This window comes from Curtobacterium sp. USHLN213, assembly GCF_037144815.1.
In the GTDB taxonomy this organism is placed as follows: domain Bacteria; phylum Actinomycetota; class Actinomycetes; order Actinomycetales; family Microbacteriaceae; genus Curtobacterium.
Window position 1 is genome coordinate 1 of the sequence record NZ_JBBCYQ010000023.1, and the last position, 13510, is coordinate 13510.

The 13510-nt window shown below is 71.3% G+C and carries 10 protein-coding genes; 4 read left to right on the forward strand and 6 right to left on the reverse strand.

Going from position 1 to position 13510, the window contains the following annotated elements:
• Positions 1-115 precede the first annotated feature (115 nt).
• The 5 genes from WFH25_RS19030 to WFH25_RS19050 form a co-directional block, all read right to left on the reverse strand.
• Entirely contained in the window at positions 116-970 is an 855-nt protein-coding gene (locus WFH25_RS19030; RefSeq protein WP_070418478.1) for a glycosyltransferase family 2 protein, read from the reverse strand.
• On the reverse strand, positions 967-2130 hold the full coding sequence (locus WFH25_RS19035; protein WP_336699029.1) for a glycosyltransferase family 4 protein: 1164 nt from the start codon (positions 2128-2130) through the stop codon (positions 967-969). Before WFH25_RS19035 ends, WFH25_RS19030 begins: the two co-directional genes overlap by 4 nt.
• Before the next feature lie 74 nt (positions 2131-2204).
• Positions 2205-3317: a glycosyltransferase family 2 protein gene (locus WFH25_RS19040; protein WP_336699031.1), complete on the reverse strand. Its 1113-nt coding sequence runs from the start codon at positions 3315-3317 to the stop codon at positions 2205-2207.
• Positions 3236-4465 carry an ABC transporter ATP-binding protein gene (locus WFH25_RS19045; RefSeq protein WP_070418481.1) on the reverse strand — a complete coding sequence of 410 codons (1230 nt, stop codon included), beginning with the start codon at positions 4463-4465 and terminating at the stop codon, positions 3236-3238. Before WFH25_RS19045 ends, WFH25_RS19040 begins: the two co-directional genes overlap by 82 nt.
• A 4-nt stretch (positions 4466-4469) precedes the next feature.
• On the reverse strand, positions 4470-5372 hold the full coding sequence (locus WFH25_RS19050) for an ABC transporter permease (protein ID WP_071295759.1): 903 nt from the start codon (positions 5370-5372) through the stop codon (positions 4470-4472).
• Between the two features lie 284 nt (positions 5373-5656).
• On the opposite strand from WFH25_RS19050, the gene WFH25_RS19055 reads away from it, so the two are divergent.
• Both WFH25_RS19055 and WFH25_RS19060 read left to right on the forward strand, forming a co-directional pair.
• Positions 5657-6142 carry a hypothetical protein gene (locus WFH25_RS19055; RefSeq protein WP_336699033.1) on the forward strand — a complete coding sequence of 162 codons (486 nt, stop codon included), beginning with the start codon at positions 5657-5659 and terminating at the stop codon, positions 6140-6142.
• The gene (locus WFH25_RS19060) at positions 6142-8580 is read left to right on the forward strand and encodes a hypothetical protein (protein WP_336699034.1); all 2439 of its coding nucleotides are present in this window, start codon (positions 6142-6144) and stop codon (positions 8578-8580) included. The genes WFH25_RS19055 and WFH25_RS19060 overlap by 1 nt, the downstream gene beginning before the upstream one ends.
• Before the next feature lie 86 nt (positions 8581-8666).
• Here the strand turns inward: WFH25_RS19060 and WFH25_RS19065 are convergent, their stop codons facing one another.
• Positions 8667-9965 (reverse strand): glycosyltransferase family protein, encoded by a 1299-nt coding sequence (locus tag WFH25_RS19065; RefSeq protein WP_092386509.1) that lies wholly within the window; start codon positions 9963-9965, stop codon positions 8667-8669.
• A gap of 136 nt (positions 9966-10101) precedes the next feature.
• On the opposite strand from WFH25_RS19065, the gene WFH25_RS19070 reads away from it, so the two are divergent.
• Together WFH25_RS19070 and WFH25_RS19075 are read left to right on the forward strand one after the other, a co-directional pair.
• A complete protein-coding gene (locus WFH25_RS19070; RefSeq protein ID WP_336699035.1) occupies positions 10102-12591 on the forward strand; it encodes a glycosyltransferase in 2490 nt (829 codons plus the stop codon).
• The gene (locus tag WFH25_RS19075) at positions 12588-13337 is read left to right on the forward strand and encodes a polyprenol monophosphomannose synthase (RefSeq protein ID WP_336699037.1); all 750 of its coding nucleotides are present in this window, start codon (positions 12588-12590) and stop codon (positions 13335-13337) included. Before WFH25_RS19070 ends, WFH25_RS19075 begins: the two co-directional genes overlap by 4 nt.
• The last annotated feature ends 173 nt before the right edge of the window (positions 13338-13510 follow it).

The following is a 13510-nucleotide window of genomic DNA, read 5'->3' on the forward strand; positions in this document are numbered from 1 at the left end:
GGAAGTACCGGGCGTGGTGGCTGTGGCCGCTGCGGGCGGTGCTGCGCGTGGGGCTCGCCGCCCCCGCCGCGCGCCGCCCCCGCCGCGCGCCGCCCCGCGCGCCGCCCCGCGCGCGCTACTTGCGCGTCACCCAGCGCGCCCGGACGGCGAGCCCCACGCGCAGCACCGCCCGCAGCGGCCACAGCCACCACGCCCGGTACTTCCGCGACAGGAACCGGTAGGCGCTCCGGTGGTGCTCGATCTCCATGCGGCGCCGGTTCGACGAGGTCGAGTGCGCCCCGGTGTGCGTCACCACGGCGGTCGGCACATACACGTTCGCCCGCCCGGCGAGCCCCACGCGCTGCCCGAGGTCGACGTCCTCGAAGTACATGAAGTACGACTCGTCGAAGCCCCCGAGCTCGCGGAACAACGACGTCCGGATGAGGAAGCACGCGCCGGACAGCCAGCCGGCCTCGCGCTCGACGACCTGGGTGGTGGACCAGTACCGCTGGCTCCAGGGGTTCGCCGGCCAGAAGCGCGAGAACGCCGCGTGGCCGAGGCCGGTCCGGAGCGACGGGAGCTGGCGCGCCGAGGGGTAGGTGTCGCCCTGCTCGTCGAGGATCCGCGGACCGAACGACCCGCCGGACGGCAGACGATCCGCAGCCGCGACGAGCTCGTCGATCGAGCCCGGCGCGAGGACCACGTCGGGGTTCGTGACGAGCAGGAACTCCGGCCGGACGTCGGGGAGCACGTCGTCGAGCGCGCTGAGGGCCGCGTCGATCCCGCCGCCGTAGCCGCGGTTGCCCCCGGAGGAGACCACGACGGCGCCGTACGACTCGCCGATCGCCCGCAGTGCGTCGAGGTCGGCCGAGCCGTTGTCCGCGATCACCACGGCCACGGGGTCACTGGACGCCGCCTCGATGCTCGCGAGGAACGGCCGGATCGTCTCACCGGTGTTGTACGTGACGGTGAGCACCGCGACCCGGGTCATCGGACACCCCCGGAGCCGCCACGAGCGACGGCCGCGTACGCGTCGACGTGCACGGCGGCCGTGGCCTCCCACGTGAACGAGGAGGCCCGGCGGAGTGCGGCCGCCCGGTGCGACGCGACGAGCGCGGGGTCGTCGAGCAGCGAGGCCATCGCCGCCCCCAGCGCCGACGTGTCGGGCTCGGTGTAGACGGCGGCGTCGCCCCCGACCTCCGGCAGCGACAGGCGCCGGGTGGTGAGCACGCACGCGCCGGTCGCCATCGCCTCGACCACCGGCAGGCCGAAGCCCTCGCCGAGGGACGGGTACACGACGAACTCCGCGCCGCCGAGGAAGCCGGAGAGGTCCTCGAGCGGGAGGTACCCGGCCTCGATGACGTGGTCGGCGTCCTGCAGCGCGTCGAGCCGTGCGATCGCGGCCTCGTCCCAGCCGCGGGCACCGGAGAGCACCAGCCAGGGCGTGTCCGACCCCGTGACCGCGCGGGCGTCGCGGACCGCGGCGTAGGCGTCGAGCAGCGCCGTGACGTTCTTGCGCGGTTCGATCGTGCCGAGGAACGCGATCCAGGACGCATCGTCGGGGAGCGTCGCGGCGATGCGGGCGTCCTCGACCTCGGCGGTGGACGGCTCGTGGAACACGGTCCGGTCGACCCCGAGCGGTGCGACCCGGACGTCCGCACGGATGCCGGAGACCACGCGTGCGGCCTCGGTCGCGGTGGCGGCGCTCGGCACGATGACGACCGGACGGGTCCGGAGCGATCGGCGGCTCCACCAGGTGAAGAACGTGCGCTTCAGGCGGGAGTGCCACTCGGGGTTCGAGAAGAACGTGGCGTCGTGCAGCGTCACCATGGAGCCGCGGCGCCACGAGAACGGGAACGTGTAGTGCGGGGAGTGCAGCACCGCCGCGCCGATCCGCCGGCCGAGTGCCGGCAGCCCGGTCTGCTCCCAGAGGAAGCGCAGCGGCACGGAGTCGGTCCACGCCGGTGCCGTGTGCAGCGTCACGTGCGGTGCGACGTCGCGGAAGTGCGCGGCGTGCGTGGGCCGGACGACGAGGTGCACGTCGAGCGACGGGTCGGTGAGGTGCGACGCGACCCCCTCGACGTAGCGTCCGACACCGCCGAGGTTGCGCGGTACCGCGGTCCCGTCGATGAGGACGGTGAGCTGCGGCACGCGAGGTTCCTTCCGGCCGGGGACGCCGCGGCCGGGACCGTCGACGGGGGAGTCCCCAGGATAGCCCGCTCCGCTCATGCGTCCGGGTCCACGGCGCTCCGCGGGACGGACGCGACCCGCGTCTCACGGAGCCGCCGCGCGAGGTGCGCGGGGAGGTGCCCCGTCACGTCGGCCAGCGCTGCCAGGACGAGCCGCGCCTCCCGTCGGGTGCGACCGGAACGCAGTCCGACCAGGCCGCGCGCGGTCGTCCGGACCGCAGCCCGCAGGACCGTCGGCCACGGCGCGTGCCACAGGGCGACGACCAGCCGGTTGCGGGCGTTGCGGAAGACGAACAGGTCGCTCTGCACGCCCGACGACGCCGAGTGGTCGTGCTCGACGACCGCGTCCGCCGCGTACTCGACGCGCCACCCACGGCGGCGGAGCCGCCAGGCGAGCTCGGTGTCCTCGTAGTACATGAACAGCGACTCGTCGAGGAGCCCGACGTCGTCGAGCGCGGCCTTCCGGAGCGCGGAGGCGCCGCCCGAGAACCCGAACACGTCGCGGTCCGCCGCCTGGTCGGCCGCGCCGAACCAGCCGCGGTCCATGCCGTTGCCGTCGCGGTCGACCCGCACGCCGGTCGAGTTGAGGCGGACCTCGCCGTCGGCGTCGGGCACCCACAGGCGGCCGGTGTGGTCGCGCAGCGCCCGTCCGGCGGGGGCCGGGGCACTGGCCTGGAGGCGCGACCAGCGCCCGGCGAGCACGATGCGGCCCGTCACGGCCGCCACGGCCGCAGGGGCGGCGTCGAGGTGGTCGCGGAGGGCCGCGACGAAGCCCGGAGCCGGCTCGGCGTCGTTGTTGAGGAGGACGACGACGTCGGCGTCCGCGTGCCGGATGCCCGTGTTCGCGCCCGCGGCGAACCCGCCGTTGGTGTCGCGGACCAGCACCGTCGCCTCGGGCAGCTCGCGGCGGAGCACGGCGACGGAGTCGTCCGACGACCCGTTGTCGACCACGATGACCTGGTCGGCCGCGCCGTCGTCGAGCACGGCGCGGGCGGCCCGGGTCGTGAGGTCCGCACGGTTCCAGTTGACGACGACGACCGCGGTGCGGGAGGCGCCGTCGGTGGGCGTCAGCCGAGCTCCTCGATGGAGGGCTTCGCGTAGACGCTGCCGACGGCGTCGCCGAACGACGGGACCTCGAACGAGTCGCACTCCGGCAGGTCGTGCAGGTGCCGCCCGGCGGAGTCCATCATCGACACGTTGATGAAGTACTTGCCGGTGCCGAAGTTCGTGTCCGTGATCCGGAGGCGGAGTTTCCGGCGCCCGTGCAGCGGCTGGAGCGTGACGCCCATGATGCCGGTGGTGGTGCCGTAGACGACCTGCCCGGCGGTGTTGTTGATCTGGACGGCGGCCTCCCAGTCGGCGACGCCGTCGAGGTGCTCGAACTCCATGTCCACGACGAGGTCGTCACCGGGCAGGACGTCGGCGCGGTGCTCCTTGCCGTCGGCGTGCACGGTCGCCCCGAGGACGGTGCCGCGGCCCACGGCGACGTCGGCGCTGAGCTCGCCGGACCGGCGCTCCTCGAGCACGTCACGGAACTTGCTGACCGCCTGGACGGCGTCCCCGTCGTGCAGGACCTTGCCCTTGTTGAGCAGCACGACCCGGTCGCACATCTCCTGCACCTGGCTGAGCGAGTGCGTGACGATGATGATCGTCTTGCCCTGCTCCTGGAACGATCGGATGCGGTCGAGGCACTTGCGCTGGAACGCCTCGTCGCCGACGGCGAGGACCTCGTCGACGAGCAGCACGTCGGGGTCGGTGTGCACGGCCACGGCGAACGCGAGTCGCACGTACATGCCGGAGCTGTAGAACTTCACCTGGGTGTCGATGAAGTCGCCGATGCCGGAGAACGCGAGGATGTCGTCGAACCGCGCCTCGGTCTCCTTGCGGCTCAGACCGAGCAGCGCCGCGTTGAGGTAGACGTTCTCGCGGCCGGACAGGTCCGGGTGGAAGCCGGCGCCGAGCTCGAGCAGTGCGGCCAGCCGCCCCCGGCGCGAGACGGTGCCGGACGTCGGCTGGATGATGCCGCCGATGGCCTTGAGCAGCGTCGACTTGCCGGAGCCGTTCTGGCCGATGAGGCCGACGGTGGTCCCGGCCTGGATCGACACGGTGACGTCGTCGAGCGCCCAGAAGTCCTGGCGGTGCTTGCGACCGGCGCGGCCGAGCGTGACGATCCGCTCGCGGATGGTGTTGTCCTTGCGGACGGTGAAGCGCTTCCGGACGTGGTCGATGACGATGACGTCGGGGCGCTCGTCGCCGCGCTGCTGGGCGGTGGGTGCGACGGGGGTGCTGATGGCCATGGGTCTAGAGCTCCTGCGCGAAGTTGCCCTGCAGGCGCGAGAACACGCGCTGGGCGCCGATGAGGCAGAACAGGCCGATGACGAACGCGATGCCGAGTCGGAGCATGAGGTGGTCGGGGTAGACGACCTTCGCCGGGTCGTGCAGCCAGATGGCGTTCTGCATGCCGAGTACGGACAGCGTGAGGGGGTTGTTCGTGTAGACGGTCAGGATCCACTGGACGTGCAGTTCCTTGAGGACCATCGAGTAGGAGTACACGATCGGCGATCCCCACAGCAGCACCATCAGGCCGACGTCGATGACGAACTGCACGTCCCGCAGGTACACGTTGAGCGCGGAGAGGACGAGCCCGATGGCCGCGCCGTAGACGACGATCACGGCGAGGGACGGCACCAGGTACACCAGGCCCTCGTGCAACGGGAACGCACCGAGCACCAGCGTCGCCACGATGAGGATGACGAACTGGATGGCGTAGTTCACCAGGGCGGCCCCGACGCTCGCGAGCGGGAAGACCTCGCGCGGGACGTAGACCTTCTTGATGAGGCCGCTGTTCCCGACGATCGAGCCGGTCGACCCCGCGACGATCTCGCTGAAGAGCGTGTACGCGCCGAGTCCGGTGAAGACGTAGATCGCGAAGTTGTCGATGCCGTGCGCGGCGCCGAGCACCTTGCCGATGACGAAGTAGTAGATGAGGAGCTGGGTCAGCGGGCGCACCAGCGTCCACACGAACCCGAGCGCCGAGTCCTTGTACCGCGCCTTGAGGTCGCGGCGCACGAGCATGCCGAGCATCTCGCGCTGCCGGAAGACGTCGCGCAGTTCTCGCCAGGTTCCTCGGATGGCACTCGTCGGAGCGCCGACCACGACCAGGGGCTCCTTCGCGAGCGCGGCCATGCGGGCTTGATCGACCATGTGTCTCTTCGTTCGTGGGGGCAGGACCGGAACAGCATACTCACCGCATCACCCAGGACGCCGGTGCGCGCTGCGGACCGGGCGACACCTGTCGTCCGCCCCCGTGCGGGGGTGAATGTGCGCGGATTGAACCCTCAACCTTCACTTTGGGGTTACCGTTGACGCAACCCGGACCCTTGTCAACATCCACAGGACGGCCCGTCAGCATGCACTTCGCGTCACGGCCGATCGCTGCGTTCGCGGTGGTCGGTGTTCTCAGTCTCCTCGCGGCGGGTTGTTCCGCCATGAGTGACGACGACCCCACCGCGTCGCCCACGCGGTCCGCCGCACCGACTCCGACCGCGTCGGCGACCGCGACGTCCGCCCCCTCGTCGACCCCGTCGCCGAGCAGCTCCGACGACGCGGACGACAGCCCCTCGGCGTTCCCGGGCTCCGGCCAGACGACCGAGCCCGACGACGACCCGTCGGACTTCCCGGCCACCGCCGTCGTCACGTACGCCGGGTGGGACACGGGCAGCCGGACGCTCCAGGCCGGTGGACTCGTCTCCGGCACGACGAACACGTCGGGCACGTGCACGTTCACCGCGACGAAGAGCGGTGTCACCCGGACCCTCACCAGCACGGCGGAGGCGAGCGCGTCCTCCGTGAACTGCGCGCAGGTGTCCTTCCCGGCGGCCCAGGTGTCCAGCGGCACCTGGTCCATCACCCTCGACTACCGGGTCGGCGCGCAGTCGACCACGTCCGACCCGATGACGGCGGAGGTGCCGTGATGCGATCCATCCGAACCGACGGGCGACGACGCCCGCTGCGGTCGTCCCTCGCCCTCGTGGCCGCCCTCGCGGTCGCCGTGAGCGGCCTGACCTTCGGCACGGTGCTGTCCGAGCAGACGACGACGGAGTCCGCCTCGGCCGCGACCGCCGCGTCGTTCGACCCGGGCAACATCATCAGCGACGTGAACTTCTACAACGGGTCGGCGATGAGCTCGTCGTCGGTGCAGTCGTTCCTCAACAGCGTCGCGCCGAACTGCAAGCAGGCATCGGGCGGCCCGGCCTGCCTCAAGAACTTCTCGCAGAACATGAGCGGCATCGCCGCCGTGTCCGGTCGGTGCTCCGCGATCAACGGCGGCGTGAAGTCGGCGGCCACGGTCATCGCGCAGGTCGGCGCCGCGTGCGGCATCAGCCAGAAAGTCCTGCTCGTGCTCCTGCAGAAGGAGCAGGGCATCGTCACGACGAACAGCCCGACGAGCTACATGTACCTGCACGCCACCGGCTTCGCGTGCCCGGACACCGCGCCGTGCGACCCGAAGTACTACGGCTTCGGCCAGCAGGTGTACGCCGCCGCGCTGCAGTTCAAGCGCTACCAGGCCTCGCCGACGTCGTGGGCGTACCAGGCCGGCCGCAACAACTCGATCCTCTACAACCCGAACGCCGCGTGCGGTCGGAAGACGGTCTACATCAAGAACCAGGCGACCGCCGGGCTGTACATCTACACGCCGTACACCCCGAACGCCGCCGCGATGTCGAACCTCTACGGCACGGGTGACGGCTGCTCGGCGTACGGCAACCGGAACTTCTGGCGCATGTACACCGACTGGTTCGGCTCGCCCACCGGTGGCAGCTCGCCCGCCGGGCACGTCGACTCCGCGACCGCCGGGTTCCGCCAGGTCACGGTGGGCGGCTGGGCGTACGACCCCGACGTCGCGACGAGCCCGATCCGGGTGGCGTTCTACGTGGACGGCGTCGGCAAGAAGACCATCACGGCCGACGGGGCGCGTTCCGACCTGGGCAGCCAGCTCGGCGCCGGCAACACCAGCCACGGGTTCTCGACGACCCTCACCGGGATCTCCGGGGGCAGCCACAACGTCTGCGTGTTCGGCATCAACCAGGGCGCCGGTGCCAACGCACTGCTCGGCTGCCAGCAGGTGACCGTCCGGACCGGGGCGCCGTTCGGCAAGCTCGACCAGGCCACCCTCGCGGCGGACAAGCTCAGCGTCCGCGGCTGGGCGATCGACCCAGACACGAAGTCCTCGATCCCCGTGCAGCTCCGCGTGGACGGCGTGGCGAAGAAGGCCTGGACCGCCAGCGCCTCGCGCACCGACGTCGGGAAGATCTACCCGGGCTGGGGCGACGCGCACGGCTACTCGGCGACGATCAGCGGCATCGGTGCCGGGAAGCACACGATCAGCACGTGGGCGAAGGACACCTCCACGGGCAAGTGGACGCAGCTCGGGGCGAAGACCGTGACGAAGGCGAGCGGTTCGCCGTGGATCGTCATCGACGAGGCATCGTCGACCGCTCCGGGCAAGCTGAAGATCCGCGGCTGGACGGCCGACCCGGACACGATCGCGCCGCTGCGCGTCCACCTGTACCTGGACGGCAAGGCCCTGACCTCGTTCACGGCCGACCAGACCAAGGCGGGCCTCGACAAGGCACTGCCCGGCTACGGTGACGACCACGCGATCCTGTTCACCCGCAGCAGCGTCCCGGCCGGGAAGCACCAGCTCTGCATCATCGCGATCAACGTGGGACCCGGCGGCAACAGCAACGTCTGCACGACGTTCCAGACGCCGACCGGCCCGCCGACGGTGAAGATCGAGTCCGGTTCGTCGCCGACGCTCGGCTCGCTGCAGGTCAGCGGCTACGCGGTCGACCCCGACACGGTGCAGCCGATCGGTGTGACGTACACGGTCGACGGCAAGAAGATCACCACCGGCACGGCCGACCAGGCCAGCGCCACGGCGGCGAAGGCGTACCCCGGGTACTACTCGAAGCACGGCTTCCAGGCCACCCTCACCGGCATCGGCCCGGGCAAGCACACCGTGTGCGTCGTCGGGACGAACGTCGGGGGCGGGAAGGACGCCAGCGCCTGCAGCACGGTCGCGATGACCTCCGGCAACCCGGTCCTGCTGCTCGACGAGGTGTCCTCGCCCGCGGCCGGCCAGGTCAAGGTGCGCGGCTGGACGATCGACCCGGACACCGCGTCCCCGATCCAGGTGCACGTGTACGTGAACGGCGCCGGCGCGAAGTCGCTCACCGCGAACGAAGCGAAGGCGTCGCTCGCCACCACCTACGGCGGGTACGGCGCGAACCACTCGTTCTCGACGACCGTGTCCGGCTACAAGGCGGGCAGCACGCAGGTCTGCGTCTACGCGATGAACACCGGCGCGGGAGCGAACACCACGCTGTGCCGGACGATCACGGTGAAGTAGTGCGCTGACGGTCCGACGGACCACGATGCGAGACGGGAGGCGCCCCACCAGCCGGGGGGGCGCCTCCCGTCTCGTCCGTGGTCGGCTCAGCCGCGTCCGGTACCGCGGCGCACGGCGCGCGCCAGACCGCCGAAGCGGTGCAGCAGGCGGTACTCGGCCGACCGGGTGAGCTCGTCGTACCGCAGGGCGATCGTGTCGCGCTCCTCCTCCGCACGCCGACGCGCGGCGTCGAACGACGCCACCGCCTGCTCGGCCACGACGAGCCGCTCGTTGATGTCGCGGACGCCCTGCAGGTGCACGTCGCGCTCGAGCTCGGCGACCCGCAGGACTTCGCGCTCGTTCGTCGCCCAGCGGAGGAACGGGGACCGGCTGCCGGTCCGGGACCGCGCGTGCTCGATCGCCGCCTCGAGGACCGGGCGCACCTGCTCCGCACGCGCCGCGAAGGAGTGTCGCTCGACCACGACTGCGCGCAGCCGTTCGACCAGCGCCGTCCGCTCGTCGGCGGGCATCGCGAGCGCCCGCTCGAGGGACGCGGCGTCCTCGAACACGGGGACCTCGCCGAGGCCGAGCTCGTCGAGTCCGAGCGCGCAGTCCGTCACGGGGAGCGCCCCGGACGCGAGCGACTCGTAGAGGCGGGAGTTCAACGTGCCGTACTCGGCGGCGGGCGCGATGACGTCGTCGACGACGAAGGCCGCCGACCGGTAGACCTCGGGGAGCGCGAAGTAGGGGACCATCGGCCGCAGCTCGACGCCGGGGGACGGGTCGACGTGCTCGGCGTTCGCGGCGAACCAGACGATCGGCTCGGCCGGACGGACGTCGTCGAGGACGTCCTGCACGTGGCGGCGGACGCCCCAGAAGTTCACGGTCGCCACCGCACGGTCGCTCCGTGGGGTACCCGGGTCGGTCGTGAAGAGCTCGAGGTCGACGCCGATCGGCACGACCTCGACCGGGCCGTCGTAGTGCGCGGCGACGGCATCGCGCGCGGTGCTCGACGACGTCCAGATCGCCTCGAACTCGTCGAGGTACGGCAGGGCCGCCCACTTCGCCGTCCAGTTGCGCACCCACGCCACGAGGGCGGTGGACGGCGGCACCCGGCCCGGCACGAAGGACTCGATCATCACGACCACGACGGCCGTGTCGTCCGGGACCGGGTCGGCCCAGCGGGTGATCGGCCACATCGCGACCCCCCACCCGGCGTCCCGCAGCGCCCGGGCCAGCCCGAGCGCGACGTAGAGGTCGCCCTTGCCCTCGGCCGGGTCGTCCGTCGACACCGCGAACCGGACGGTCCCGCGCGGCCCCTCGGCGTGGTCGCCCGCGGCGATCGCGGCGTAGTCCGCGGCGAGGGGGGAAGACGTGGGAGCGGTCGGGATGCTGGTCGCGGTCACCGAGCCATTCTGCACGAATCGGCGCTGATCTCAGGGGAGCGCGGGCGCGCGCCTTGTAGGGTGTCATCGGCCGTCGGCACCCCGCGGCCGACCCGTCGACCCGCGCCAGGTGCGCGGCAGCTGCTGGAGGAACCGCGTGACAGAGCGCAAGCCGGGAGTCGTGTCCGTCATCCTCGTGAACTACAAGGGCACGGACGACACCCTGACGAGCATCGCGGAGCTCCGCAAGCAGGACTGGCCGCAGGACCGGCTCGAGGTCATCGTCGTCGAGAACGGTTCCGGCCCCGAGCACCTCGGTCGGCTGAAGGCGTCGGAGCTCGACTTCACGCTCGTCGACGCCGGTGCGAACCTCGGCTTCACGGGCGGCTGCAACCTCGGCGTCGAGAAGTCCTCCGGCGAGATCGTGGCGTTCCTCAACAACGACGCCCGACCCGACACCGGCTGGGTGCGCGAGGCCATGGCGACGTTCGCCTCCGGCGCGGACATCGGCGCCGTGGCGTCGAAGGTCCTCGACTGGGAAGGCGTCAACGTCGACTTCACCGAGGCCGCGATGACCTGGTACGGCATGGGCTACAAGCCGTTCGCAGGCTCGCCGGACACCGGGCGCTGGGAGTCCGAGACCGACGTGCTGTTCGGCACCGGCGCGGCGATGTTCATCCGTGCGGAGCTCTTCGAGCAGCTCGACGGCTTCGACGACCGCTACTTCATGTTCTACGAGGACGTCGACCTCGGCTGGCGGCTCAACCTGCTCGGCTGGCGCTTCCGGTACCAGCCGAAGTCCGTCGCGTTCCACAAGCACCACGCGTCGATGAACAAGTTCGGCGACTTCCGCGAGACCTACCTGCTCGAACGGAACGCCCTCTTCACGCTCTACAAGAACCTCGGTGACGAGCAGCTCGCAGCCGCCCTGCCCGGGTCGCTCGCGCTCGTCGTCCGTCGCGCCGTCGGTCGTGGCGAACTCGACTCGACCGAGCTCGACCTCCGCAACCCCGGCGACGACAGCGTCCCGACGATCCCCGTGCCGAAGACGGCGATGGCAGGCATCTACGGCGTCGACCAGTTCGTCGAGCAGCTGCCGTCGATGACCGAGTCGCGTCGGCAGATCCAGGCGACCCGCGTGCGCAGCGACCGCGAGCTCCTGCGCCTCTTCGGAAACCGCGACGAGCCCGCGTACCCGATCGAGAACTACCTGGCCGGCTACGACAAGATCGTGCACTCCCTCGGCGTGCTCGAGGTGGGTACCCGGCGTCGGATCCTCATCATCACGGGCGACTCCATCGGCGAGAAGATGGCCGGTCCGGCGATCCGTGCGACCCAGATGGCGAAGCAGCTCGCCGGCGAGCACGACGTCCGGGTCATCAGCCTCACGCGCTCGTCGCAGATCGACCCCTCGTACGAGGTCGTCACCGTGCCGCACCGCCACCCGCGCCAGATGGTCGAGCACGAGGCCTGGGCCGACGTCATCATCGTGCAGGGCCACGCGCTCCGCCTGTTCCCGGTGCTCGAGTCGACGAGCAAGATCCTCGTCGTCGACGTCTACGACCCGCTGCACCTCGAGCAGCTCGAGCAGGGCCGCAGCGACGACGTCGACCAGTGGAACCGGCAGATCCTCGACGCGTCGGACACCCTGAACCACCAGCTCGAACTCGGCGACTACTTCATCTGCGCCTCCGAGCGGCAGCGCATGTTCTGGCTCGGCCAGCTCGCCGGCTCGGGCCGTGTGAACGCCCGGACGTACTCGCGCGACCCCGACCTCCGCTCGCTCATCGGCGTCGTGCCGTTCGGCCTGTCGTCGACGCCGCCGGTGCACGACCAGCAGCGGGTCAAGGGCGTCGTCCCCGGCATCGGGAAGAACGACAAGCTCGTCGTCTGGGGCGGTGGCATCTACGACTGGTTCGACCCGATCACGCTCGTCCGCGCGATCGGCCGGCTCGCCGCGAAGAAGCCGAGCGTCAAGCTCTTCTTCATGGGCGTGCAGCACCCGAACCCGGACGTGCCCGAGATGGACATCGTCGCCAAGGTGCGCGCCGAGGCCGATGCGCTCGGGCTGACCAGCAAGAACGTGTTCTTCAACGACGCGTGGATCCCGTACGAGGAACGCGGCGCCTACCTGCTCGAGGCCGACGCCGGCGTCTCGACGCACTACGAGCACCTCGAGACCACGTTCTCGTTCCGCACACGCATCCTCGACTACCTGTGGGCACGCCTGCCGATCGTCACGACCGCCGGTGACTCCTTCGGTGACCTCGTCGCCGAGGAGAAGCTCGGCATCGCGGTGCACGAGCAGGACGTCGACGGCCTGGCCGCAGCGCTCGAGACGGCGCTCTTCGACAAGAAGGCCCGTGCCGAGTTCATCGGCAACGTCGACCGCGTGCGCGAGCAGTTCACGTGGGAGAACGTCCTCGCCCCGCTCGTCGAGTTCTGCCGGAACCCGATCCGCGCGGCCGACAAGAGCGTCCGCGACACCTCGTCGACGATCCAGCCGCACGCCATGCGCGTGCGCGTCCCGGACCGCAAGAAGCTCTACGGCGTCCGCCACGACCTCGGTCGCGCCGTGCACTACTTCCGGACCGAGGGCCCGCGGAGCGTCGCGGGCAAGATCAAGCGTCGGCTGCAGAACCGGTGACCGCGGGCGCCACGGCGCTCGTCATCGTCCCGACCTACAACGAGGCCGAGAACGTCCGCACGATCGCCGCAGCCGTCCTGGGCGCGCTGCCGGACGCACACCTGCTCGTCGTCGACGATGCCAGCCCCGACGGCACGGGTGACCTCGTGCGGCAGCTCGCCGCCGCGGACGACCGGGTGCACCTGCTCGAACGCTCCGGCAAGCTCGGCCTCGGGACGGCCTACGTCGCCGGCTTCCGGTGGGGGCTCGAGCGCGGGTACCCGCTGCTCGTCGAGATGGACGCGGACGGCTCGCACCCGGCCGACCGGCTCCCGGCACTCGTGGCCGCGGTCGACGGCGCCGACGACGTGATGCTCGCGATCGGGTCGCGGTGGGTCCCCGGGGGATCGGTGGTCGACTGGCCGCTCCACCGCGAGGTCCTCAGCCGCGGCGCGAACACCTACGCCCGGTTCGTGCTCGGCATCGGCGTGCGGGATGTCACCGCGGGCTTCCGGGTCTACCGCGCCGACGCGATCGCCCGGATGGACCTCGACTCGATCGACTCGAAGGGGTACTGCTTCCAGGTCGACATGACGTTGCGGGTGGACGACCTCGGCGGGCGCATCGTCGAGGTCCCGATCCGGTTCCGCGACCGGGTGCACGGCGTCTCGAAGATGAGTCGTTCCATCGTGCTCGAGGCGATGCTCCGCACCACCCAGTGGGGCCTGCAGCGGCGCTTCGGTCGCCGACGCGGCGCACGTCGCTGACGCGACCCACGTCGCTGACGCGACCCGAGTACAGACGGGTGGGGGGGGGGGGGGGGGGGCGCCCCCCCCCCCCCCCCGCCGGGGGGGGGGGCGGGGGGCCCGACGCGGCGGTGGGGGTGGGGGACCCCACCGGGGGCGCGGGCCCCCCCCAGGGCCCCCCGCCGGGGGGGCCC